The organism is Thalassobacillus sp. C254 (genome assembly GCF_001310615.1).
Genome location: NZ_BAXQ01000003.1, coordinates 15,103 through 37,724 on the forward strand (window position 1 = coordinate 15,103; position 22,622 = coordinate 37,724).

The 22,622-nt window shown below is 41.9% G+C and carries 22 protein-coding genes, 4 tRNA genes and 7 pseudogenes; 7 read left to right on the forward strand and 26 right to left on the reverse strand.

From position 1 onward, the window contains the following. Nucleotides 1-43 precede the first annotated feature (43 nt). Nucleotides 44-1,089: pseudogene (locus JCM19033_RS04580) on the reverse strand (M42 family metallopeptidase). A gap of 85 nt (nt 1,090-1,174) precedes the next feature. On the opposite strand from JCM19033_RS04580, the gene JCM19033_RS23140 reads away from it, so the two are divergent. After that, entirely contained in the window at nt 1,175-1,351 is a 177-nt protein-coding gene (locus JCM19033_RS23140) for a hypothetical protein (RefSeq protein WP_157049734.1), read from the forward strand. Further along, nucleotides 1,342-2,058, forward strand: a complete 717-nt coding sequence (locus JCM19033_RS04585) for a hypothetical protein (RefSeq protein WP_054635441.1) — start codon at nt 1,342-1,344, stop codon at nt 2,056-2,058. Before JCM19033_RS23140 ends, JCM19033_RS04585 begins: the two co-directional genes overlap by 10 nt. Nucleotides 2,059-2,060: 2 nt before the next feature. Here JCM19033_RS04585 and JCM19033_RS21905 read toward each other — a convergent pair whose 3' ends face one another. From JCM19033_RS21905 to rpmG, 10 genes and pseudogenes are all read right to left on the reverse strand, one after another. Further along, nucleotides 2,061-2,183 (reverse strand): tetratricopeptide repeat protein, encoded by a 123-nt coding sequence (locus JCM19033_RS21905; protein WP_083465285.1) that lies wholly within the window; start codon nt 2,181-2,183, stop codon nt 2,061-2,063. A 1-nt stretch (nt 2,184) separates the two neighbouring features. Then, nucleotides 2,185-3,266 (reverse strand): annotated as a pseudogene (locus JCM19033_RS27925) (rhomboid family intramembrane serine protease). Next, nucleotides 3,194-3,571 (reverse strand): hypothetical protein, encoded by a 378-nt coding sequence (locus JCM19033_RS24065; protein WP_083465264.1) that lies wholly within the window; start codon nt 3,569-3,571, stop codon nt 3,194-3,196. Before JCM19033_RS24065 ends, JCM19033_RS27925 begins: the two are co-directional and overlap by 73 nt. Nucleotides 3,572-3,604: 33 nt before the next feature. Continuing rightward, nucleotides 3,605-4,360, reverse strand: coding sequence for an HAD family hydrolase (locus JCM19033_RS04595; protein WP_054635442.1), 756 nt, complete (start codon nt 4,358-4,360; stop codon nt 3,605-3,607). A 175-nt stretch (nt 4,361-4,535) separates the two neighbouring features. Beyond that, a complete protein-coding gene (locus JCM19033_RS23150) occupies nt 4,536-4,727 on the reverse strand; it encodes a hypothetical protein (protein ID WP_157049736.1) in 192 nt (63 codons plus the stop codon). Nucleotides 4,728-4,808: 81 nt separating this feature from the next. Next, entirely contained in the window at nt 4,809-5,762 is a 954-nt protein-coding gene (locus JCM19033_RS04600) for an L-lactate dehydrogenase (RefSeq protein ID WP_054635443.1), read from the reverse strand. A gap of 127 nt (nt 5,763-5,889) precedes the next feature. Beyond that, the gene (locus tag JCM19033_RS04605) at nt 5,890-6,903 is read right to left on the reverse strand and encodes a ThiF family adenylyltransferase (RefSeq protein WP_054635444.1); all 1,014 of its coding nucleotides are present in this window, start codon (nt 6,901-6,903) and stop codon (nt 5,890-5,892) included. Nucleotides 6,904-6,915: 12 nt separating this feature from the next. Beyond that, nucleotides 6,916-7,699 (reverse strand): annotated as a pseudogene (locus JCM19033_RS27930) (DUF92 domain-containing protein). Continuing rightward, nucleotides 7,696-8,253 (reverse strand): 5-formyltetrahydrofolate cyclo-ligase, encoded by a 558-nt coding sequence (locus JCM19033_RS04615; protein ID WP_054635446.1) that lies wholly within the window; start codon nt 8,251-8,253, stop codon nt 7,696-7,698. Before JCM19033_RS04615 ends, JCM19033_RS27930 begins: the two are co-directional and overlap by 4 nt. Before the next feature lie 154 nt (nt 8,254-8,407). Continuing rightward, a pseudogene (gene rpmG / locus JCM19033_RS21930) lies at nt 8,408-8,556 on the reverse strand (50S ribosomal protein L33). A 173-nt stretch (nt 8,557-8,729) separates the two neighbouring features. Between rpmG and JCM19033_RS04620 the strand changes: the two are divergent. Further along, nucleotides 8,730-9,059 (forward strand): hypothetical protein, encoded by a 330-nt coding sequence (locus JCM19033_RS04620; RefSeq protein WP_054635447.1) that lies wholly within the window; start codon nt 8,730-8,732, stop codon nt 9,057-9,059. A gap of 19 nt (nt 9,060-9,078) precedes the next feature. Next, the gene (locus tag JCM19033_RS04625; RefSeq protein WP_054635448.1) at nt 9,079-9,540 is read left to right on the forward strand and encodes an endolytic transglycosylase MltG; all 462 of its coding nucleotides are present in this window, start codon (nt 9,079-9,081) and stop codon (nt 9,538-9,540) included. Nucleotides 9,541-9,706: 166 nt separating this feature from the next. Here JCM19033_RS04625 and JCM19033_RS25035 read toward each other — a convergent pair whose 3' ends face one another. The 11 genes and pseudogenes from JCM19033_RS25035 to JCM19033_RS04670 form a co-directional block, all read right to left on the reverse strand. Further along, entirely contained in the window at nt 9,707-10,969 is a 1,263-nt protein-coding gene (locus JCM19033_RS25035; RefSeq protein ID WP_269757965.1) for a penicillin-binding protein 2, read from the reverse strand. A 60-nt stretch (nt 10,970-11,029) separates the two neighbouring features. Next, nucleotides 11,030-11,598 (reverse strand): annotated as a pseudogene (locus JCM19033_RS25040) (penicillin-binding protein 2); the annotation flags it as partial. Further along, nucleotides 11,574-11,789, reverse strand: coding sequence for a hypothetical protein (locus JCM19033_RS25045; RefSeq protein ID WP_269757967.1), 216 nt, complete (start codon nt 11,787-11,789; stop codon nt 11,574-11,576). The pseudogene JCM19033_RS25040 and the gene JCM19033_RS25045, both read right to left, overlap by 25 nt. Nucleotides 11,790-11,924: 135 nt before the next feature. Further along, nucleotides 11,925-13,211 (reverse strand): annotated as a pseudogene (locus tag JCM19033_RS27935) (MFS transporter). Between the two features lie 135 nt (nt 13,212-13,346). Further along, nucleotides 13,347-13,958, reverse strand: a complete 612-nt coding sequence (locus JCM19033_RS04640) for a superoxide dismutase (protein WP_054635449.1) — start codon at nt 13,956-13,958, stop codon at nt 13,347-13,349. 297 nt (nt 13,959-14,255) lie between these two features. Next, nucleotides 14,256-14,331, reverse strand: a tRNA-Ile gene (locus tag JCM19033_RS04645). 12 nt (nt 14,332-14,343) lie between these two features. Continuing rightward, nucleotides 14,344-14,419 (reverse strand) — tRNA-His (locus JCM19033_RS04650). A 14-nt stretch (nt 14,420-14,433) separates the two neighbouring features. Next, a tRNA-Met gene (locus JCM19033_RS04655) sits at nt 14,434-14,510 on the reverse strand. Between the two features lie 3 nt (nt 14,511-14,513). Beyond that, nucleotides 14,514-14,588, reverse strand: a tRNA-Asn gene (locus tag JCM19033_RS04660). Between the two features lie 194 nt (nt 14,589-14,782). Continuing rightward, nucleotides 14,783-15,268 carry a DUF456 domain-containing protein gene (locus JCM19033_RS04665; RefSeq protein ID WP_054635450.1) on the reverse strand — a complete coding sequence of 162 codons (486 nt, stop codon included), beginning with the start codon at nt 15,266-15,268 and terminating at the stop codon, nt 14,783-14,785. A gap of 322 nt (nt 15,269-15,590) precedes the next feature. Next, nucleotides 15,591-17,215: pseudogene (locus JCM19033_RS04670) on the reverse strand (Na/Pi cotransporter family protein). Nucleotides 17,216-17,479: 264 nt separating this feature from the next. On the opposite strand from JCM19033_RS04670, the gene JCM19033_RS04675 reads away from it, so the two are divergent. After that, nucleotides 17,480-18,256 (forward strand): DUF1189 domain-containing protein, encoded by a 777-nt coding sequence (locus JCM19033_RS04675; RefSeq protein WP_054635451.1) that lies wholly within the window; start codon nt 17,480-17,482, stop codon nt 18,254-18,256. A gap of 135 nt (nt 18,257-18,391) precedes the next feature. Here the strand turns inward: JCM19033_RS04675 and JCM19033_RS04680 are convergent, their stop codons facing one another. The 3 genes from JCM19033_RS04680 to JCM19033_RS04685 form a co-directional block, all read right to left on the reverse strand. After that, nucleotides 18,392-18,952 (reverse strand): NfeD family protein, encoded by a 561-nt coding sequence (locus tag JCM19033_RS04680; RefSeq protein ID WP_306301252.1) that lies wholly within the window; start codon nt 18,950-18,952, stop codon nt 18,392-18,394. 35 nt (nt 18,953-18,987) lie between these two features. Next, complete coding sequence (locus JCM19033_RS27110) at nt 18,988-19,155, reverse strand: hypothetical protein (protein WP_306301224.1); 168 nt, start codon at nt 19,153-19,155, stop codon at nt 18,988-18,990. Between the two features lie 102 nt (nt 19,156-19,257). Further along, nucleotides 19,258-20,145, reverse strand: a complete 888-nt coding sequence (locus JCM19033_RS04685) for a DUF1002 domain-containing protein (protein ID WP_054635452.1) — start codon at nt 20,143-20,145, stop codon at nt 19,258-19,260. Between the two features lie 234 nt (nt 20,146-20,379). Here JCM19033_RS04685 and JCM19033_RS04695 point away from each other — a divergent pair, with 234 nt between their 5' ends. Further along, nucleotides 20,380-20,769 carry a hypothetical protein gene (locus JCM19033_RS04695; protein ID WP_054635454.1) on the forward strand — a complete coding sequence of 130 codons (390 nt, stop codon included), beginning with the start codon at nt 20,380-20,382 and terminating at the stop codon, nt 20,767-20,769. A gap of 158 nt (nt 20,770-20,927) precedes the next feature. After that, on the forward strand, nt 20,928-22,037 hold the full coding sequence (gene ispG, locus JCM19033_RS04700; protein ID WP_198153420.1) for a flavodoxin-dependent (E)-4-hydroxy-3-methylbut-2-enyl-diphosphate synthase: 1,110 nt from the start codon (nt 20,928-20,930) through the stop codon (nt 22,035-22,037). Nucleotides 22,038-22,082: 45 nt separating this feature from the next. Here the strand turns inward: ispG and JCM19033_RS04705 are convergent, their stop codons facing one another. Then, a complete protein-coding gene (locus tag JCM19033_RS04705) occupies nt 22,083-22,601 on the reverse strand; it encodes a DUF4190 domain-containing protein (protein ID WP_269757985.1) in 519 nt (172 codons plus the stop codon). Nucleotides 22,602-22,622 lie beyond the last annotated feature (21 nt).

Sequence of the window (22,622 nt, forward strand, 5' to 3'; positions counted from 1 at the left end):
CCACTAGCAGAAAAAAAGCCCTCCTGTGAAAAGAGAGCGGTTTCTATGTTGCCAATTCTGACTGTACATAATAATAAAGCAAGCCAAAGGTATGGAGGAGAGAATCTGTGTGTGTTCTTTCATGGGAATGAGAAGCATCTATTCCAGGCCCAATAAGACCATGGGCAATATCATACCCTGCCCGAATGGCAGCAGAGGCGTCTGACCCGTAATAAGGATATATGTCGACAGCATACGAAAGCTCATGTTCTTTTGCAAGCTCAACAAGCTTGTTCCTAAGCTTAAAATGATAAGGGCCAGAAGAATCCTTGGCACAAATAGAAACACTATGTTCATCAGTTGTCTGACCGTCTCCGATCGCTCCCATATCTACAGCAAGATACTCTTCTGTTTCAGGTGAGATATTTGAGTTTCCGCCGTATCCAATCTCTTCATTGTTTGAAATAAGAAAGTGAGTTGTATAAGGCAGGACAATTCCTTCGGTCTCTATCACGTTTATCAAATGAATGAGAAGTGCAACACTTGCTTTATCATCAAGATGCCTGGATTTAATATAACCGGAAGCCGTTTTTTCAAACCGGGGTTCAAAAGCTACAAAGTCTCCTGGCTGAATACCCAGCTGTTCCGTCCCTTTTTTACTATCAACTTTTTCATCTAGACGGACTTCCATATTTTTTTCATCACGCTTGATATCTCCCGCATTTTTATAGACATGCACAGAAGCCTGGTGAAGCAAAATGGTACCAGTGTACCTTTTATCCGAAGATGTGATGACTCTGCAGTATTCTCCTTCTGCAGCATTCCAGCGAAACCCTCCTATATTCGTCAGTCTCAGCCTGCCATCTTTTTTCACTTCTTTAACCATCGCTCCCAGAGTATCCACATGGGCAGTCAGCATGCGGTGGCGTGTCTTGTCTTTCCCGGGCAGAGTAACAAGCAGGCCCCCTTTGCGGTTTCTTGTCACTATAACATTTCTGTTAAGGAGCAGTTCTTCTACCTGGTTATAACCTCTTCCGTATAGCCTGATGGGCTTGGAATGTTAACAAGTGTTTCAATATAGTCGGTAATCGTTTGAATATTGCCTTTCATATTTTCTCCCCCCATAAAATGGTATATGTAACTGACACACTACATATCAATGGGTACAACCCTATTTACGAACGGTGGGATAAAGGTGATCAAAAAAAAGACCGTACGTATGGTCCTGGCCATCGCGGGGGTCCATCTTGTTTTCCTTTTGATCTGGCTTAACGCAGAACCCTCTGGATTAAGAGAGACTTTTTCCATATATCCGCCTGACCCAAAAGCAAGCTATGAAGCCGCTGAAACCAGCTTGATATTTTGCACATAGAAGATGATGATGAGTACATTCTTGAGTGGTCTATTTCTTCTTCGTTAAATGAAGAAGCGAGTCTTCGCCAAGACCTTTCCCTTTTCTTTGAGAACGGATATCTCCGTGACGTGATGACCGTGTGGGAAGAAGATAGTAAAGATTTATCCTTTAAGAAAAAGCTAAAAGGGGAAGACAGCAATAAATTTGAAGTCCTTACTCTTCACCACGCAGAAATATTAAAAGATCAGGAAGGGTGGAAAAGCAGACAATCGATGAGCCATGACAGTCTGTACGTGCTTGACTCCCCTTTTACTGAGCTTCACTCCTTTAAGAATAATCCTTCAAGCAGTGAAGATCAGGATTCAAAAGAGGTACTTGATTATATTATGGATCAACAGCTCAACCATGTAGAAAAGGGTCTTAGAAAACACTTTTCCCTGGAAGAAGATATCGATCTTTATCCTATTACGGCCATTACGTCATGGTACGAGGAACCCCCGGCCTTTCTGCCTGAAGACCGGGTAGATGCCTTTATAGGAACAATCTGGGAAACTCTTTATCATCATGTTCTCCTGGACAAAAAAAGTGCTTCTGGAACAAAGGACGTACCCTTAGGACACTCTATGCCTTTTATAGCCTGGTCTCAGGAGGAACAATGTATATACCTTATGGTTAAGATGCAGGATGGGAGTCCCGTAAAATGGAAGCGGCCTTTTAAGATATAACCTTACTCCTCGAGGTCCTCTGCAAGGTTTTGATACAGCTCTTCGTCCGGCTCAAGTTCCAGCGCTCTTTCTACCGAATCCCGGGCCTCATCCAGTTCTCCCAGCTCTCTGTATACAAGAGCCAGATTATAGTGGCTTCGTGAAACTCAGGATGCAGGTCGATAGCCTGCTCCAGGTTCCGCGTGCCTCTTCATACATTTCTAAATTAGCCTCTGCGTATGCTAAGAGAAAAAAGGCTTCCGGCCGTTCTTCCCCCTCTTCAATGGCACTTTCTATTAAAGGCCGGGCGTCTTCATATTCTCCTTCTTCAAGCAATTCCTGGCCCATCTGCAGCTGCACAAGAGGGGTGCTTCCTTTATCCTCGTTAACAAACCCGTATGCAAATAACCCGGCTCCTGCCACTAAAGCAGCTGCTAAAAAAAGCAGCTGTCTTACATGTTGGCGGTGCTTAGGCAAATGAAGGAAGGCGGAAGCTATAAAACCACCAATCAAACCGCCAATATGAGCCCCATTATCAACCATAGGAACCAGGAAGCCAAACGATAGATTAATAATTAATATGACAATTACGCTTGTGCCCATCGTTCGGAAAAAAAGTTTTTTGTGGATCAACCCAAAATAAAGGAGAGCTCCGAAACAACCAAATATAGCCCCTGATGCTCCAGCAGATATTTGTTCATTAAAGGCAAATGATGCAGCCGAGCCAAATAAACCTGCAGTTAAATAAATGAAAAAAAGCGGAACGTTCCGTAAATCCGTTCCACTGCCCCGCCGAGAAAATACAGAGCCAGTGAATTCATAAACAAATGCAAAAAACCAATATGAAGAAACATGGCGGTAAGAAGACGCCACCATTCACCATCAATGATCGCCGGATTATATTTTGCTCCAAAATCAATAAGAGTCGTGATATTGGTGGAGCCTCCCTGCTGTTCCACGATAAAATACACTGAGAGGATACATATCAACAGGATAGTTGTCAGAATAGGCTTCCCATATAAAAACAAGGACCGCTCTCTTTGAGTTCTTTCTTCTGCGGTCTTCTTTACTTCCCTTATAAGGTGCTGGGTTTCCAATTCCACATCTTCACTGACGTACTCCATGTCTTTCCAATGGCTCTTTGTTTGTAAATCCTTTAACAAATCCTCCACTCGGTCACTCTCTTCCGCCGTGTTTGAAGAAGCAATGACATAAGTTGACATAGACATCCCCGGGTAATCAGCCTGTTTTTTGCAGCATCATTCCAATTATCTATCGGCGGATATGGAGAGACATATACGTTATAAAAAGGTGCTTTTTTAGCAGCTACGAAACGCTTAGCCTTCTGAAAAGATTTTTTTGCTTTTTCGATATCTTCTTTAAGCCATTTACTCCAATCGATATCAGCCCGGAAGACCCTGATGACAGCGGGGTTTCCTTCTTGATCTTTTTCCAGCCATACCTGTTTTTGGTCAGGCTGATCTCGATAACTCTCATTTTTTCTTCTATTACGAGGTAGTGCACGAGACGCCAAAAAAGGTAGTTCTGTCGAAGTACTTCCATCTGCTCACCCTTCTTTCAACCCTAAACGTTCATAAATGAATCCCGCTGTTTCCTTTAAGGTCTTGCATTCCAAGATTGGATGGTGCGAGGTCAAGGGCTCCTCTCCTCTGGTATTTAAAAAAATTGCATCCCACCCCGCATCAATGGCGCCAGCTACGTCTAACGACCAGGAATCCCCTATAAAAAGAGGGGAAAGATTCTTTTCCCCCATTTTTTTTAAGGCAAGATCGAAAATAGCTTTATCTGGTTTTTCCACTTGGGCCTCTTCTGAAATGATTATATGCTCTTTGGGAATGTAGCTTTCCAAACCAAGGTTGTCCACTTTCTTTTGCTGGGTTTCTATTCCGCCATTGGTGATAATTCCAAGCTTCACGTTTTCCTTTTTCAGAGTATTCAGGAAATCATACAATCCTTCAAAAGGGGTACTGAAGTTCCCCACCACTTGCTGATACCGTGCTTGAAAACGGCTGGCATCATTTTCTTTTATGGGAAGGCCGAAAATTCTCATTGTTTCTTCGTATCGCTTTTTGCGATACTCCTCGAGCGTCAACCTTTCCTCCTCTAAATCCTCCCAAAACTCATCACTATGTTTCTTAAAAAAATAGAACCATTGATCCGTTTTTATGTAAGGGACAGAAGAACTTTCACTTTTAAGTTCTTCAAATTTTTCATCAAAGCAAAAACTAATGGCTTTTTCAAAAGCCTGCTCATGACTGAAAAGTGTATTATCTAAGTCAAAACAAATGATATTCCAATGCATGGTCTCCCTCCACTATCCCTCTATTATACCAACGAGCCTTTTTGAATTCGAATATTTCTTCTTCTATACCCTATCCAGGAAATGAGGTAACAGCCCTTTTGCTTTTTGGTTGTTTAATTAGTCAAAATCAAAATAAAATATCCCAGTTTGAGTCCCGGGATATTTATATAATCGATTATGTGACTGGCAAAGAAAGCGAGCGCTGAAAAAACTTCTCTCTAACATAAGGAAGCTGTAATGCAAACGTAATAAGCATAACTCTAAGCCACCTTTGGGAAAACAGGACATTAACAATTCGCCAGCGAACCCGGTACACCATCCATAAGAGAATTACACATAATAAGGACCAAAACAAGGAACGAACCATCCAAAAAGCCCCTTTCTATTGGTTTTCCTTATATTGTGTTCTCCTTGATACGCTTATACCTTATTTGTAAAAAAGCCTACATTACTCTTTTATTATAGATGCTGCAGCTTCTTTTAAAGTGTTTGCTGAATGGGAAAATTGCTTTTTTTCCTGTTCATTTAAAGAAAGCTCAACGACTTCCCTGATTCCGTTCCCATTAACAATCGCAGGGACCCCAATGTATACATTCTCTTCCTCGTACTGGCCTTCAAGAAGTGCAGATACGGTTAAAATTGAATTCTCGTTACGCAATATTGCTTTTGTTAACCGAACAAGGCCGAGGGCGATCCCGTAGTAAGTAGCTCCTTTTCTTTCTATAATGTGATAAGCTGCATCTCGCACTTTTAAAAATAATTCATCTAAATCCTCCATTTTGGCATGATGCTTTTCATCATTCACCAATTGTAAAATCGGCTGTCCTCCTATGTCCGCATGACTCCATAACGGAAGCTCCGTATCTCCATGTTCTCCCATAATGTACGCATGAACATTTCGTGCATCTACATTAAAATACTCTCCTAAAAGATAACGAAACCTCGCCGTATCCAGGATCGTCCCTGACCCAATTACTCTTTCAGGAGGGAGCCCGGAAAACTTCCAGGTCGCGTAGGATAAGACATCCACTGGGTTGGTTGCAATCAGAAAGATACCGTCAAAACCATTTGCCATCACTTCTTCTACAATTTCTTTAAATATTTGAGTATTCTTTTCAATTAAATCAAGCCGCGTTTCCCCAGGTCCCTGATTTGCCCCGGCAGTAATGACAACCAGATCAGCGTCCTTGCAGTCTTTGTAGCTGCCTGCCCATATTTTCATTGGAGACCCGTATGGGATTCCATGATTTAAATCCATTGCATCCCCTTCAGCTTTTTTTGTATCCCTGTCTATTAACACCATTTCGTCAACAACTCCTTGGTTCAAGCAGGCGTATGCATAACTTGAACCTACAAAGCCAGTGCCAATAAGAACGACTCTCGTGGTTTTTTGATATTTCATTTTGCTTCCCCCTTTATCCTTGGTTTGTACTTCGTTGTTATTTTCTATTTTACCTCTTATTTTAAGTTTGTGAAATAATGAGCAATGATTGTTCACAAAAAAGTGAACTCTTTATATCGTTCACTTTTTACAATCCTATATAACGAGAAAATAATGTCTTTGCTCTTGAAACATCCTCTGTTCCTTGAACAAGGACACGTCCATCCTGAAAGATAACCAGTCTTTCCCCTTCATCAAGCTCCACTCTAATAAGAAAGGGAGTTTTTTTAACTTGTCCTGCAGTCCGTAACTTATCAGCCCATTCTGCAAGATCAAAAGTGGTATTTGCCTGGATCTGAACGGTTTCCCGTCCACAAAGGGTCGTAATACTGTCCCCTTCAGACACATATAGATCAGGGTATTCTTTCTTCTGACACGTAAGACAATTTCCTTTTGGCTTAGGAAAGCCCATCTCATGGAACCTAAAATTCCATAAGTCAAATTGGACAAGGGACGTCCTCACATCTGAAAATTTCTCAGTTAGTATCTTAATAGCTTCAGCTGCCTGGAAGGAAGCTACCATGTCTACGACAGGAGAAATAACTCCCACCGTATCACATGTTTCTCCCGGGGAGCTCTGGCCATCACCCAAAAGACATCTTAAACAAGGAGTACGACCTGGGAGAAAAGGAGCAGACATACCTCTTGAACTAACCGCCCCTCCATAGATAAAAGGGATCTCATGCTTAAAGCTTGCATCGTTTAATAAGAACCTCGTTTGAAAATTATCCGTCCCATCAATGACGAGGTCCATTCCTTCAACAAGGTCTTCAATGGATGATGAGTTAACATCTGTCACTCTTGCATCCACAGTAATATCTGAATTAATGGCTGTTAATTTCTCTTTGGCAGCAACTGCTTTTGGCTTCGCCTCTTTTGCATCTTGTTCATCAAACAGCATTTGCCTTTGAAGATTGCTCGCCTCTACATAATCTCTGTCAGCAATCCTGATATACCCAGCTCCGGCTCTGGCAAGATGGTTGGCAGAAACCGTGCCTAAAGCCCCTACTCCAACAATTAACACTTTCTTGGTTGAAAGGAGGGCTTGTCCCTTCTCACCGATCTGAGGAAAAAGAATCTGTCTTGAATAGCGAGAATTCATTCTCTCACCTTCCTATCCTGTAAATAAATAAAATAAGGCTGCACTGCTGACAGCTCCAAATATGGTACATAAAAAATTAACTGTTTCATTGTTCATGGACCGCCACCCCTTTACCTGGACTGTCCGGCCATTACAATGATGAGTTCTTTCCGTCCGCAGCCCGCAAGCTGCACATTTATATTCAACTTGAATCAATGCTCCAGCTAACGTGTCTATTATATTACCAAAAAACCTGCCGTGGCAATAATAACGACCATCATCCAGTACGGACCTTCACCTGGAAACAAAAAAGCAGTGGTTATTCCAATCATAGCAGAACCTAGAAGAGAAGCCAGCGTGCCTTGAGGGGACACGGCCCCGGATGTGCCTTTAGGAACCTTCTTACGTGTCTTGATATGAATTGGTTTTCCTTTTGCTTTTCCCCCAATTTCAGAAGCCCACGTGTCAGAGGCAGCGGCAGCCAGGCGCCGGCAAAGCCATACACCCACAGTGTACTTGGCACAAATAAATACAGTAAGGCAAAAAAGGCGGCTGTGCCCCCATTGGCCAGCACTTGTCCCGCATCCCGCTGGCCCCCTTTTTCATTGATTTCATCCTCACCATTTCTCTTCCATTTACTCCACATGGTTGAGGTAACAAAGAAAAGGCCAAGTATGAACAAGCCAGCCAATTCAAACCCTAACGCTATCAGGATGCCAATGCATAAAGCCGCAGCCGCTCCCCCTCTGGTTAATGCTTTTAATCGATAGGCAAGGATACTGAAGAGAAGGACTCCTGCAATCATTACAAAAATCATCTAAATACTTTCTCCTCCGTTAACACTATATCTACCGGCTTATCGTGTTCTTCCCTGGGTAATTTCTCAAATAGTTGAAAGTCAAGGGCAAGTGCACATGTTGGTACTAGATGAGCTGCTAAAAATCTGTCATAGTAGCCGCCTCCGAATCCGATTCTATATCGTCCCCAATCGAAAGCCAAACCCGGCACGATCATAAGTTGGATGTCTTCAGGCAAGACAGGAGCTGCCTGGGAAGCATCAGGTTCCTGAATCCCGGCATACTGTTCTTTCAGCTGATTGAAACTTGTCAGTTTGTAAAATGTCATGGAATGAGTCAAGGGGTTAACCTTGGGTACAGCAACTTGCTTCCCTTCACTCCATGCCTTTTTTATAACGGCTCGTGTGTCGATTTCATTTTTGGTTGACAACGTAAGTGCGATCATCCGTGCCTGTCTCCATTGCTCGGTGCGATATAACTGGTTATGTACTCTTGAACACTTTTTGGTATACTCTTCAGCAGCCAGCTGGGCAAAATACTTCCGGACTGCTTTGCGAATGTCTGTTTTTGTCATCGTTATCCCCTGCCTCTACCTCCAATTCAACCACATTCTTAAAATTCCTTACCCTCTTTTAATGAGTATGATTACAAGGTTACTACTGCCCCAGTCCCATCCTAGCTAAAAGAGGACAAAGAAAAAAGAAGCAGAGGAATAAATTTCCTGCTGCTTACTTTGTTTCACGGTGAAGAGTATGTTTCTTCAAACGTGGGCTGTATTTTTTCAATTCAATACGCTCAGGGTTTGTACGCTTGTTTTTTGAAGTAATATAGTTGCGGTCTCCTGATTCTGTGCAGCTAAAGTCACTTGTACGCGCATGTTTTTCCCTCCCTACCAACAATCATTAATCATACTTTTCAATAATAGCAAATTGATGGGTGACAATCAAGTTGATATAATGAAAACTTCTTGCGAAGTTTTTCCTTTTCCCGCTATTTTGCGTGTATAATATTAGCGTTATCACTTTATATTTATTGGGAGATGAAGCTTGCATGGAATGGATGATTATTATTTTACTGTCCATAGGACTTGGGTTGTTCATCCTGTCTTTCTGTGGAAAAGATACAATCAAAGAAACAGAAAAACAAATTGAGGACCTGTCCATAACTCATTTAACAGAACTTTATAAATTGAAAAAGAAAGTTAAGGTACTCGAGGAAGAGCTTTTAAGCAGCAGCGCAAATCCTGTGTTCTCAAAAGGAAGCACTGGGACTGCGAAGCTTAAAGAGGAAGCCAGCCAATTTGTAAATGAGGGACTTGACGTTCAGGATATTGCTCAAAAGATGAGACTTACCGAAGAAGAAGTTCAAAGATTATTGTGAAGGTAACGAGGTGACATAAGTGACGAAGCCTGGTATGAGAAATTTTGCTGCTGGCTGGTTTACCGTTTCGGCTTTCCTGGCTGTACTATATTTTTACACAGACATCATCCCCTCCTCTCAAGGTGACCAGGCTGAAGGTTCTGCCTACCAGCCAAGCACTTTGGAAATGGTAGAAAGTCTGGAATCCAACGGCTACCTTGTTTGGGAAAAAACCGAATACGAAGAAAATCTGATAGCGCAGAATGAATCTTCTTCTGACTCTCTTGAAGAAGAGCAGATTTACATAACAATCTTACAAATAGAAAAAGGCATGAACAGTAAGGAAGTAGCTCAAACTCTTGAAGCTCTGCATATAATTCAAGATGCCGACTCATTCCAAGCCAAAATGGCCGATAAAGAGGTTACTCATTCCATTAAAACAGGAAGTTATGAACTAAACAGTTCCATGAGTGCAGATGAAATTATAGAGGTGATTACCTGATTGTGCCTCCAAACAAATAAGCGAATACGGTAATTAAAAAGGTCGCAAACCCCATGGTGAGGTTTGCGACCTTTTTATCGTAACTGAAAGGAAAGAGGAAACGATTGAGATAAAACTCCGTCTTTTTAAGGGGAACGTTCTTCATCGCCCCTGTTCTTGCTCCTCTCTAGTTCTCAGTAGCAGTTTCTACTAGCTCTTCAAGCTCTTCAAATTCTTCAAGGTCTTCAGGATCTTCCAGGGTTTCCTCATTAGTCTCTTCAGGTAGCTGATGAGGACGTTCTTCCTTTAATTCAAAATATGCATCCAGGGATTTACGGGCGATCGTATTGGCCAGCCCGGTGCGTCCCCCAGAAGTATCCCTTTGTACATATGGAACAATAACAGCAAAGGCTACCTCCGGGTTTTCATAAGGGGCATATCCTACTAATGCCTGATTGTTTCCTTGAACTACATTTCCTGTCCGGTCGCTCCTGACACTAATTTGGGCCGTACCTGTCTTTCCAGCCGCTACATAATTAGCAGAGCTGAAGTGGGATCTTGCCGTTCCCTGTGAGCCGTTCATCACTCTCCATAAGCCTTCCTGTACTCTGTCCATATATTCAGGCTGTATGTCCACTCGGTTTAGAACTTTTGGCTCTAACTGGCTGGAAATAGGGCCTAGTGAATCATTGTCCTCGCTTGGCTGGCGTATTTCTTTGACCAGTCTGGGCTGCATACGGTACCCATCATTTGCAATCGTCGAGATATATTGAGCCAGCTGCAGCGGCGTATAGGTATCAAACTGTCCAAAACTTAAATAGAGAAGATTACCTGGCATATTCCCGCTTCCTACAATACCGGTTGATTCTGAAGGAAGATCAATGCCTGTCTCTATACCAAGACCAAATTGATTAAAGTAATTTCTAAAGGTTTGATAAGTTCCCTCTACATCTTCCCAGCAGCATTCACGACCATAATCATAGCCTGCCATTCTCATTGCAATTTCAGCCATGTAAATGTTTGATGATCGTTCCAGAGCCGTTAATTCGTTTATACTTCCCATATTCCTTACAGATCTCATTGTAGGGGTCTGAGGAAGACTGATCGGCCTGTCATGGATAATACTTCCGGGCTGTATCACTTCGGTTTCTAGTCCAACCGCCACTGTTGCTGCTTTAACAGTTGACCCGGCTTCAAATGAACGGGAAACCGCTCCTAAATGGTCGCCGTATCCAGCAATGGATAAAATATCTCCTGTCTGTGGTTCCATCATCACTACATAAGCCTCAGGATCATTAATAAAAGTTCCCTGTGAGCTCTCCACTTCTTCTTTTATAATATTTTCTACTTCTTGCTGCAGTTCCATATCCAGTGTTAAGACTAGGTCATTCCCCCGTTTCCCTGGGTTTTCCACTGTTGCGTTAGCAAGGTTGCCAGAGCCTGCTTCCAAGACACCTTTTTGTCCTCTGAGTACCTCTTCATACTGACTTTCAAGAAAGCTGGTTCCTACTTCATCAGAACGGTCATATCCCCTGGCTAAGTATGAATCTATGCCTTCTCTTGGAATTGAGCCAGTACTGCCAAAAATCTTGGGAATGTGTCGCCATATACATAATTACGCTGTGCATCACGGTACAAGTCAACACCAGGAAGTTCATCCAAGCGTTCACTGATTTGGTGTGCTTCCTCCACTTCAATTCCTTGTTTAACCCGGTGAGGCGAATGGTGGTATCCACCCGTCATTTCACGCCAAATAGCAGCTACTTTCATATCAGCCTGTGAAAAAGATTCCAGCTCCTCATCAGGGATTCGTTCCAGCTGAAGCTGATAGAGTTCATTGTCTTCTAAAGCCGAAAGCTCTTCTGGAGTAATCAGCTCCTGTGCTTCTTCGTCATTTGTAATGAGCCAGAAGTCTCTAAGATCACGATCTGTTACCTTGTCTGTATCTACTTCAATAAATTCACTCAGGCGCTCTGCTACTTCAATTCGTTCTTCATTTGAAACCCCCGGCCTGTTTGTATAGGTAAGAGACAAAACTAACTCGTTATTTACAGCTACATTTCCATGTCGGTCATACATAAGCCTCTTGGGGCATCTATGCGTGCACTTGCACTGTTTGTACCTTCAAGGTCTCTAATATAGTTTTCTCCTTCAACAATTTGGACAAAGCCCAAACGAAGAATTAAAGCTGAAAATAAAATAAATACACCGAAAAACAATACATTTAGACGATACGGCACGTGGTTTTTCTTTTGCTTCAGTTTAGGCATGCCTCTTTATTTCCCTCTCCATCCTTCTCATTCTTACTGCAATAGAAAGAGACACCTGTTTTCCGGGCGCCCATTATCTTGCAGCGTATTTATTGTATCACATACCTTAAAACATAGGTGAAGAAAGAATGGAAATTACACAGGATTTTCCCCTTCATTGTCTTGTTTCAGCACAGGGTTTTGGGGGGATGTATCAGAGGGTGAAGAATTAGTAAGAGGCACTCCCTTAATGACAAAATACATAGCAAAATGACCAGCCCCAAAGACAGCCAGCAGCCATGGAATAACTTGTTGTGCTTCCCATAAGGACACAGCTATTAAAAATACAGCTATAGAAGTAATTCTGCCTCCATTTACAAAAAATTCACGAACTAAAAGATACTCCACTCTCATTTTGGCGGCATTCCATGCCCTGCCAATGACGTCATAGGTTAAAGATACATATGGGACTAACAACAGCGGGTAAGCTGCAGAAATGATAATCCCGTATATAATAAGCCTGGTAAAACTGGGCTCAGGGATAATGAGAAAAATTGCTGCATATAAGAATAACCCGCCTATAAAGATACCTTTTTTACGGTATTCCTTTTTTATTAACCGGCTGACAAAATAATAGCAAAAAAATGATATAGAGGAGGTAATAAGCCATATGTCCCAAGAGCCATCTCACTGCCTGAAGCAGTGTAGACCCACAGAACAATGACAAATACAAAGATTCCTTCTCTCAGCCCCTGAAAATAATGAGCCCAGAGTATGCCATTCCAGCTTGTATCTTCTTTTCTTCTTTTCCAGACCTGCTTAACCCTGATTGCTCCTTTGGCTATTCTCCGGCTGAGCCTCAGACTTAAAAAAACTGCTGCCAGAAAAAGCAGTAGTGAAACAGCAAAGATGACATGATATCCGGTTAATTCAGGCAGCAACGTAATGAGAGCTCCTGCACTGAAAGGTCCCACCATACCTGCAAAAGAGGATAATAGGCCGAAAAAACCGTTGAAAAAGTCTCTAGTGTCCGGCTCGGTAATTTCGAAGGTCAATACATTAAATGCCATCCAATAAAATCCAAACCCGACCCCAAGGAGTCCTCCTAATAACAGAAGGTAACTGCTTGCCTGCTCCCCGATATAAAGAACGGCAAAGTAAAATAAAGAAAGGATAGCAATCCCAAAACGTAATACGACAATTCTATCCACTCGCTTGGTCCACCATCCGGCAAGATAAAACGCGAACGGCTGAATAAGGCACAAGCAAATTGATATAATGCAATATCTCTAAATTCACCAGACTGTTTCCACAAATAGACATTAACAAAAGTATTAGAAAGGGCAATCGCAAGGCATATAACCCGCCGATAGTCAGCAGCAGCGTTAGATCCTTGGAAACACGCACATTGCCCAGCAATTTCTTTTTTACCGAAGTCTTCATGGCCCACTACACCACCTTACCGGTAGTGTTTCACTAAAGAATCCGGTTATTCATTAATATCCTTTTGTAGCCCTTGAAGCCTTACAGAACGTACATATAAAAAGCCTGCCGATAAATCGGCAGGCTTCCATTAAATTATTTTGCTTCTTCGTAACGCTTTCCTACTTCTTCCCAGTTTACTACATTCCAGAATGCTTCGATGTAGTCAGGACGACGGTTTTGATACTTAAGGTAGTAAGCATGCTCCCAAACGTCAATTCCCAGGAGAGGAGTTTTTCCTTCCATGATTGGAGAATCTTGATTTAGTGTATCTTCAACCGCTAATTCTCCATTATCAAGTACGAGCCAAGCCCAACCAGAGCCAAAGCGGCCAATACCCGCATTTTTGAATTCTTCTTTAAAGTTGTCGAAGCTTCCAAACTTGCTGCTGATAGCGTCAGCTAGTGCTCCTGTTGGTTCGCCGCCGCCATTAGGGCTTAAAAGGTTCCAAAAAAGAGAGTGGTTAGCGTGGCCGCCGCCATTGTTTCTTACTGCATTGCGGATGTCAGATGGAACAGAGTCCAAGTCACTGATTAACTCCTCAACGCTTTTGTTTGCAAGTTCGTCCTGGCCTTCAAGTGCAGCATTAAGTTTCGTTACGTAAGTATTATGATGTTTCCCATGATGAATTTTCATCGTTTCCTCATCAATGTGTGGTTCTAGTGCATTAGGTTCATACGGAAGTTCTGGAAGTTCATGTTTTGCCATGTTCAATCTCCTCCTTCGAATGATAACAATTATAGTCTCTTGTGTCTTGATGCCAAAACCAGCATAAGGGTTGACTCATGAAATCGGATTGTTTCATAAGTTTTCCAAATACAACGTTACCAAAACACTACTTTTTTTTCAACAAATTAGCTTGACTCTTAAGAAGTCCAGCTTATGTAACATTCCCTCTCCACCACCGTGTTAAACACAAAGTGTATGGTTTTATAATTTTTTTCTTTTTCCAAAACAAAAAAACAAACTGGTTAAGTTTGTCTGTTGTAAAGGGTATTTGTTTAATGGTGGACCCTGTAGGACTCGAACCTACGACCGGACGGTTATGAGCCGTCTGCTCTGACCAACTGAGCTAAGGTCCTTTATCAATACATGGGGCGATTGATGGGAATCGAACCCATGTGTGCCGGAACCACAATCCGGTGCGTTAACCACTTCGCCACAACCGCCATAATAATGATATTGGTAGCGGCGGAGGGGATCGAACCCCCGACCTCACGGGTATGAACCGTACGCTCTAGCCAGCTGAGCTACACCGCCATATGGCTCCACAGGCAGGATTCGAACCTGCGACCGATCGGTTAACAGCCGATAGCTCTACCACTGAGCTACTGTGGAATATTTGTTTTAAAAGTGGTAAGTACCTTTTCTATCACTTTCAGCGACAATGAAAATAATACCATGAATACCTAACATTCGTCAACAATATTTTAAATGTTTTTTCGGGGTATAAATTTTTCTTGGGCAAAAAGTAATATAGCATACTTTCCCCCTTCTAACAAGGGGGAGAAAGCCAGCACTGAATCATTAAATCAAAAGAGAAGCACCCATAGTAAATAACCAAGGTTCATAACAAGGATCATTCCTTTTACAATCACTCCTAGTACAAAACCGACAACAGAGCTTAAGCCCACTTTCCCCATTTGACGCCACGTTTTTCCTCCTGTTATTAATTCTCCGATTACAGCCCCGGCCAGAGCGCCAACCAGGACTCCTACTACAGGGATAATAAAAGGCCCAACAATAAGACCGATCGCACTTCCCCATAAGGCGGCGTTAGATCCTCCACTCCTCTTTACTCCAAAAATGCTGATTAATGAATCAATGGCGAATAACAGAAACGCAACAAACCCTTGAATAACCCAAAAGAAAATCCCTAACGAGCCAAAACCTTCTGCCCATCCTATTAAAAGCAATGAAACTGCAAAAACAACGCCTGCTGGAATTACTGGATACACCAATCCTGCAAAGGCGAGCAAATAAAATATAGCAGCAAGCACCAGTAAAGTCCCTTCCATAAGTCTCCTCCTTTTATCTTGAATGAATAGTGTCTTTCAAACCTTAAGGCACGTCATGCTGACTGGAAACGGCATGCTGTGGTTTCCGCCATTTTCCCTTTTCAAATTCGTAATAACCTATTCTCTGCCCGGCCTGCATGACTTCAGACGTAGTAAGAGGGCATTAAAATCATAATGGAACACTTCAGAAAAAATTTGTCTACCTGAGTAAATAAGACAACAAGGAAAATATCATAGAACACTACAGGAGCCTTTAGTAAGTGTTGTTTACTACCCTTATTCACAAAGAAAAAGAGAGGGAAACCTCCCTCTCCTGACATTATTATTCATTTTCTGAAATAACAGTTTCAGCAATGTTCACGGCATGATCGCCAATCCGTTCAAGATTACTGACCAAATCTACGAAAATGATCCCTGCAGACCCTGAACAGCGTCCTTCATTTACTCTTAGGATATGTTTTTTCCTAAGTTTTCTTTCCATTTTATCAATTTCTTCTTCTTGAAGTACACATTCTTTTGCTATATCTATGTTTTCATGCTCAAGGGCAGAAAGAGAATTTTGTAATGTGTGGATCGTCAAGTCAAACATTTCCTCTAAATCATTCATCGCTTCTTCAGAAAGCGATACTTTATTAGTTAACTGATAATCAACAAGCTCCATTACATTCTCCATATGATCGCCCACGCGCTCTATATCCCGTATGGTATCCATAAGAACTGAATGAAGCTTGAATTGTCATCAGACAGAGAGCGCTCTGATATGCGGATGAGATAATCAGTAATCTTTCGATCTAAATTATTGATAGCCTCTTCAAACTGAGTGGTCAATTCTGCATGCTTCTTTTGATTGGTCTTTACATACTGCCTGACTTCCTCGAGCCCTTTTTCAGCAAATTCACCCATACGAAGTGTCTCAGCCTTCGCCTGGGATAATGCAATAGCCGGTGAACTTTGAATAAACGCCGGATCTAAGTGCTTGGCTTTGTACTCAATTTCATATTCTTTACCTGGTATGAGCTTCACCACAATAAAAGCAAGAACGGCTACAAATGGAAGTTGAATCAATGTGTTAGACACATTAAAGATCCCATGGGCAAATGCTATCGTCATTGGCGGATTTAAATTTAGTGCCTGCTGAAGGTAAGCAATCAAACCTGTATAAGGCACCAGCAGAATCAGCACGATTGTTGTGCCCAACAGATTAAATATGACGTGGGTCAGTGCAGCTCTTTTGGCGGCAAGGGATGCCCCAATTGACGCCAGAACAGCTGTAATAGTAGTCCCGATATTATCCCCGAACAAAACAGGCAGAACTGCAGTCAATTCCATCGCGCCTTGATCATAAAGCTGCTGAAGCAGTCCAATAGCAGCCGTGGAACTTTGCACGGCCACAGTGAAAATAACACCAATAATAACTCCCAGGATAGGGTTTTCACTCATGCTGATTGTTAAATCTTCAAATGCCTGGAAATCTCTAAGGGGCCTCACGCCGTCTCCCATTAATGTAAGACCATAAAAGAGGGCTCCAAACCCAAATAAAACTTGTCCATAGTTATTTACCTTTTTATTTTTGAAAAAGAATATTAAAAAGGTTCCTAAAAAGATGATAGGCAAGGCGTATGCTGCAATATCAATCCCTATAATAAAAGCTGTGACTGTTGTCCCTATATTTGCACCCATGATGACACCAATTGCTTGTTGGAGAGTCATAAAACCAGCATTAACCAGTCCAATGGTTAATACCGTGGTTCCGGTACTCGTTTGAAGTAGGATTGTCACAAAAAGACCAGCAATTACACCCATAACGGGATTGGTCGTAAATTTATCCAAAATTTCCCTTAGTCGGTCACCTGCTACTTTTTGAAGGCCATCTCCCATAAATTTAATCCCAAACAAAAAGATGCCGAGACCACCAAAGAATGTAAACAATATCGTTTGGACATCCACTAATTCTCATCCCTTCAAGAAAAATTAAAAGCAACGTCATTCGACAATTCTTTTTTCATCCTTGTCTATTATTGAGTGAATAGCAAAGTTTGTAAAGGCATTATTCAGCTTTTTTTGCTTTCAAATATGATAATGGTCCGTAACCACCTGTTTTCGCTGTGTTTTATATATTTTTCTTAATTTTGTAAGCAGGTTCCTTTTACTTGTTCCCAGAGAATTGATGAAATACAATAATAAAGATGACTTTTACATGGAGGCCTTTCTATGAATGTGATTCAGCAATTTATACGCAGCCTATATTCACCTAAATATATTGCAGCCTTTCGCTTTTCAGGCATTGGAAAAGCTATTTCCTATATCTTTTTTCTTATGTTTATCACAAGCATACCTGCAGGAATTACGTTTACCTCGAGCATGCTCACGTTAACCTCTCAGGTTGACTCGGCTTTGCATGAAGACCTTCCTGATTTCGAGCTTCGCAACGGCATTCTCCATGCGGACCAGGAAGAGCCATTATACATAGAAGATAACGGAGATACAATTATCTTTGATGCAACTGGCACTGTTTCAAGAGAGGATATAGATACAGAACCAGCCATAGCTTTGTTAAGAGAGGAAGTAGTCGTTATTGAAGATGGAACAATAGAGTCCTTTTCTTACGGCCAGGCTGCCAACCTCCACTTAACCAAAGATGAAATTATCTCATTAATGGATACTGTCAGCGGATTGCTGCCTATCCTGATTCCAGTGTTTCTCCTTGGCCTTTATTTATTTGTCACTGCAATGAAATTTATTGGTATATTTTCTCTTTCACTTTTCGGCTTATTACTGAGGAGAAAAGTGGCTATTCGCCTGCCTTACCGTAACATTTGGATCATGAGTGCATACGCTGTAACACTTCCTACTTTGGTTCTCGCCATTATTGATGCAGCAGGTATTGCTCTTCCATTTTCCTTCACTGTTTACTGGGCCATAGCATTTATTATGCTTTTTGCAGCCTACAGGCGCCTTCCGAAACCGAAAAAGCCAGCCGCTTCATAATTCTCTGGGAAACCTGACACTGGGCCTGAAAAAAGAGGGCCGCTCTCAGACTATACTGGCAGGCACAAACCCTTATGTAAAAAATACCCCAAAAGGGCGGCTGTTGAGAAAGAAATTCTTAACAGCCGCCCTTTTTTAACTTTCTTTCTGTTCTTCTAGTTTCTTTACGAGAATTCGCGTACCATCCACTTCAATTACCTCTATTTCTTCCCCTGCTTTAATCCATTGGCCGCCGCTGGTAGCACTGTATTGACTGCCATCAATATCTATTGTTCCAATAGGCCGGAAATCAGTCATGGTTTTGCCTTTTTGCCCTACAAGATCCTTATATGTTTCATTTATGGAATTATATCCAAGGTCTCCTGTCATTTTGTCTTTCAAAGTAATTTTCGACCATAGCTCTCTTCTTGAGAAAACCCTCAAAAAGAAAGTTGAGGCTAATGCACCAAGGATAAAGCCCATGGCCGCCAAAGATCCATACAAAAATCCGGGAGCTGGAACAGCTATACCCATAATCATCATCAAAGCACCTAACAGTGCAATGGTGCCATCGCCAGTCACTTTTCCGTCAAAAATGATTAAACCAAGGCCCGCTCCGTATAAAAGTACGATCCACAAGCCAGATGCCGCATCTATGTGATAAGCAAAGAAAAGACTCATAAGAACTATTCCAATAACAGCGAATAAGCCTCTCATTTTCACTAACAGTTCCCCAACCAGAAACAACGTACCTAAAAAACAACTAAAAAACCAACACTGGCATTATCTAACCAGTCCATAGAAGCACTCCTTTCTCTCCACTTATTATTGCTTCTCACTCTTACTAAAAGCATACCATGAACCATCGCAGAGACACCATTGATAGTATTTTTCTTCTTTATATTATATACGGCTGGCACTCCTTTTGGTTTCGGCTGTCTGCCTCTCCCCCCTGAAAATTCAAAAGAGAGGCAGGATCTCTTCTCTTGAAGATTTCCCTGCCTCTCTTACCTATTTATTACTTATGATTCAGAGGACAACCATCCTCTTGCTGAGTCAATTAGCTGGTTAATAAAATCAAGAAAACTTGCGATAAAGGATTGAGTATCCTCTCGATTTAGAAAATCATCTAAATTGTTACGTACTTTTGAAATTTGATCCTGCACCTGGTTCCAGTCAATATTTAAATCTTGCATCCGGTCAAAAAGGGAAACCAGGCCATTAACCTCTTCTTCGTTTAAGGTAATATTCAACTCATTTGAGATATTAATAATTAAAGCCCGAAGGTCCTCTTCAGATTCGACCGACTGTCTGCCGATCTCTTCTTTAATCCTGGTGATCAATTCAGTGGCTTCTTCTGTGCCAATTCTTTCCCCAAGTTCTGCAGTCCGAACCATTTCCTCGTTAGCCACTTTCTTTTGTTCTTCAGGTATAACCACATCCGCCTGTACTTCATAGGCTTTGATAAGGCCTGTTAACGCAGCAGTTCCCGACACTTGAAATGGTGCTGTTACATAGATATCCGCATCCTTAACCCCGGCGGTAACTAAAGCATTTGCATACATGCCTTCTGAAACCCAATTGATGTTATTCGTTTCAACGTTCAGACCGCTGCCTTCCTCTGTAAGGGTAATTTTTGTGGAAGACAATGCTCTTGTACCGATTTGACTTGCGCTGATGTAATCTCCTAAATATCTATGTTCTTCCTCATTACTTACATATATAATTGTATCATTTTCATCTGCACTCATTTCTTCAAGCAGTCTGGTTCTATCATCAGGGCCCAAGTCTTCTCCTAACGTAATAATCTCTTCCCCGGGCACAGCATCCCCCTTGGCGGTGCCAGGCATGGTAATCATTCCAATGACTAGAAGCAGCAGTGCCATCCAGCTTAATACTTGTGTTTTCATTTTTTCTCTCCTTTTCATTAGGAAGATGATTTATATATATCATCCCTATAAAAATACTTACCACATGGCGCTATAAAAGGGAAGAGAATTTCATACTTTTTCACCCTCTTTTGACTTTTGCTTTTATTTCCATATTTTATAAAGGACTTTTTAGTTATTGGAAGAATTTCCTTATTATATCCCTGCTCACAGGTCTCCTCAATGGCTTTAAGAAAGTGTATTGGAGGTGGTTTCATGAGAAAATTATTCGGTTTTCTGCTTATTGTTATTGCTATTATAGCCGTTTATTACGACCTTACTGTCGGGACTCTTCCGACAGTCGTTGAGGAACCCGCCCCTCCTCAAGCTGAAGCAACAGAAACTGAAGAAGAAAAGAATGAGGAAGAACAAAATGAACAAGAATCTCCGCGCCCCCTGCCAGATAGTTCTTTCAATGAATCGGCTGTGGAAGTTACTGTAGAACCTGGACAAACTGTGCTTTCCATAGTGGAACAGCTTCATGAAGGGCCCGTGCCTGCGAGTATTCAGCAGGTCTCCCATGACTTTTCAAGGTTAAACAATGACATCTTGCCTGAAGAAATCCAAATTGACCAAACATACTGGTTTCCAACCTACAGCCCCTGACCTGATAAAAAGCGCCTCTTTATTTTTCTTGCCAAACAAATCATGGCGCTGATACAATAACGTTGTATTCGTTTGAAATTTTATGGCAGTATAAATAAGAATACTGACACAGAATATATCTTTGAAAATATAAAGGGGCGTATTCATTCATGACCCAGATTGTCCACCGTACGAACACCCGTCCTGTAAAGGTTGGGAACCTAGTCATTGGAGGAAACAACGAAGTTATCGTCCAAAGCATGACAACAACGAAAACACATGACGTGGAAGCAACCGTTAAAGAAATTCACCGACTCGAAGAAGCAGGCTGTCAAATTGTCCGAGTTGCCTGCCCGGAAATGCGTGATGCAGAAGCCATTCCAGAAATAAAAAAGCAAATCAACATTCCATTGGTTGTTGATATCCATTTTGACTATAAAATGGCTTTGAAAGCCATTGAAGGCGGCGCCGACAAAATTCGTATTAACCCTGGAAACATTGGAAGAAAAGAGAAAGTCGAAGCAGTAGTTAAAGCTGCCAAAGAAAAGAACATCCCTATTCGTATAGGTGTGAATGCCGGTTCTCTTGAAAAACGGATTCTGGAAAAATACGGATATCCTACAGCTGACGGTATGGTGGAAAGTGCCCTTCACCACATTAAAATCCTGGAAGATTTAGACTTCCATGACATTATTGTGTCAATGAAGGCTTCAGATGTTAATTTAGCCATTGAAGCCTATGAAAAAGCTGCTCAAGCTTTTTCTTACCCTCTGCATTTAGGAATTACAGAATCAGGCACTAAATTTGCCGGCACAATTAAAAGTGCTGCTGGTCTGGGAGCGATCCTGAGCAAGGGGATCGGCAATACTCTTCGAATCTCCCTGAGTGCTGACCCTGTAGAGGAGATAAAAGTTGGCCGTGAGCTGTTGAAATCCTTTGGTTTGGCTGCCAATGCCGCCACTCTTATTTCTTGTCCAACTTGTGGAAGAATTGAAATCGATCTTATCAGCATAGCAAATGAGGTTGAGGACTATATCTCAACGATTAAAGCTCCCATTAAAGTGGCTGTGCTCGGCTGTGCAGTAAACGGACCAGGTGAGGCACGGGAAGCTGATATCGGGATTGCCGGGGCAAGAGGAGAAGGACTTTTATTCAGACACGGAGAAATTGTCCGCAAGGTCCCTGAAGCAACAATGGTTGAGGAACTGAAAAAGGAAGTAGACAAAATAGCAGAAGAACATTATAAAAAAGAAAAAGAGAAAAAAGAAGCTGCATCGTCTTCATCTTAAATAATAACAAAAGTGCCCTCACGCGTGAGGGCACTGCTTATTTAGCTAGAAAAAAGGTCCGAAAAAGACAGTCATAAGAATAGAGAAGGCACCGACAGCTACCGCCCAGTATCCTAATCCTGTTGCCCCTTGGCGTGCAGCAATAAATCCGACAACGATACCTGCACCTCCAAGTAAAATGGGTAAAAAGAACAGGGAAAGAATGGAAGCAAGTAGAGCTGCAATACCTACACCCCGTCCTACAGTATCATCAGTCACGTCACTATCACGGGTTGTTACCTGCTCTTCTTCTTCTCTTTCAGGCTCAGCTAAATTTGCTCTATTGCCTACGCCCCACGTTCCCACTTCTGCAGCGGTTTCCTGGGTATAATCCTCCTCTTCAAAGTCCTGCTCTTCATCAATGAGCTGTTCTTCATCAAAGTCCGGCTCTTCATCAATGCGCTGTTCTTCATCAAAGAGCTGTTCTTCGTCAAAGAGGTCTTCTCTTGGACCCTCGTATCCTTCAGCCATTGTGTTATCACTTGGCCCTAATTGACCTTTGTTATTTTCGTTTTTCTGATTCATTTCATCCACTGTTATCCCTCC

Coding starts and splice junctions, on each gene's coding strand:
- JCM19033_RS04675 (WP_054635451.1), top strand. CDS start 17,480: ATGAATGTGATTCAGCAATTTATACGCAGCCTATATTCACCTAAATAT.
- JCM19033_RS04680 (WP_306301252.1), bottom strand. CDS start 18,952: ATGAGAGGCTTATTCGCTGTTATTGGAATAGTTCTTATGAGTCTTTTC.
- JCM19033_RS04615 (WP_054635446.1), bottom strand. CDS start 8,253: ATGACAAAAACAGACATTCGCAAAGCAGTCCGGAAGTATTTTGCCCAG.
- JCM19033_RS04595 (WP_054635442.1), bottom strand. CDS start 4,360: ATGCATTGGAATATCATTTGTTTTGACTTAGATAATACACTTTTCAGT.
- JCM19033_RS04605 (WP_054635444.1), bottom strand. CDS start 6,903: ATGAATTCTCGCTATTCAAGACAGATTCTTTTTCCTCAGATCGGTGAG.
- JCM19033_RS25045 (WP_269757967.1), bottom strand. CDS start 11,789: ATGCCTAAACTGAAGCAAAAGAAAAACCACGTGCCGTATCGTCTAAAT.
- JCM19033_RS04705 (WP_269757985.1), bottom strand. CDS start 22,601: ATGAATCAGAAAAACGAAAATAACAAAGGTCAATTAGGGCCAAGTGAT.
- JCM19033_RS04685 (WP_054635452.1), bottom strand. CDS start 20,145: ATGAAAACACAAGTATTAAGCTGGATGGCACTGCTGCTTCTAGTCATT.
- JCM19033_RS04695 (WP_054635454.1), top strand. CDS start 20,380: ATGAGAAAATTATTCGGTTTTCTGCTTATTGTTATTGCTATTATAGCC.
- JCM19033_RS04665 (WP_054635450.1), bottom strand. CDS start 15,268: ATGGAAGGGACTTTACTGGTGCTTGCTGCTATATTTTATTTGCTCGCC.
- JCM19033_RS04620 (WP_054635447.1), top strand. CDS start 8,730: ATGGAATGGATGATTATTATTTTACTGTCCATAGGACTTGGGTTGTTC.
- JCM19033_RS04600 (WP_054635443.1), bottom strand. CDS start 5,762: ATGAAATATCAAAAAACCACGAGAGTCGTTCTTATTGGCACTGGCTTT.
- JCM19033_RS23150 (WP_157049736.1), bottom strand. CDS start 4,727: ATGGTTCGTTCCTTGTTTTGGTCCTTATTATGTGTAATTCTCTTATGG.
- JCM19033_RS04640 (WP_054635449.1), bottom strand. CDS start 13,958: ATGGCAAAACATGAACTTCCAGAACTTCCGTATGAACCTAATGCACTA.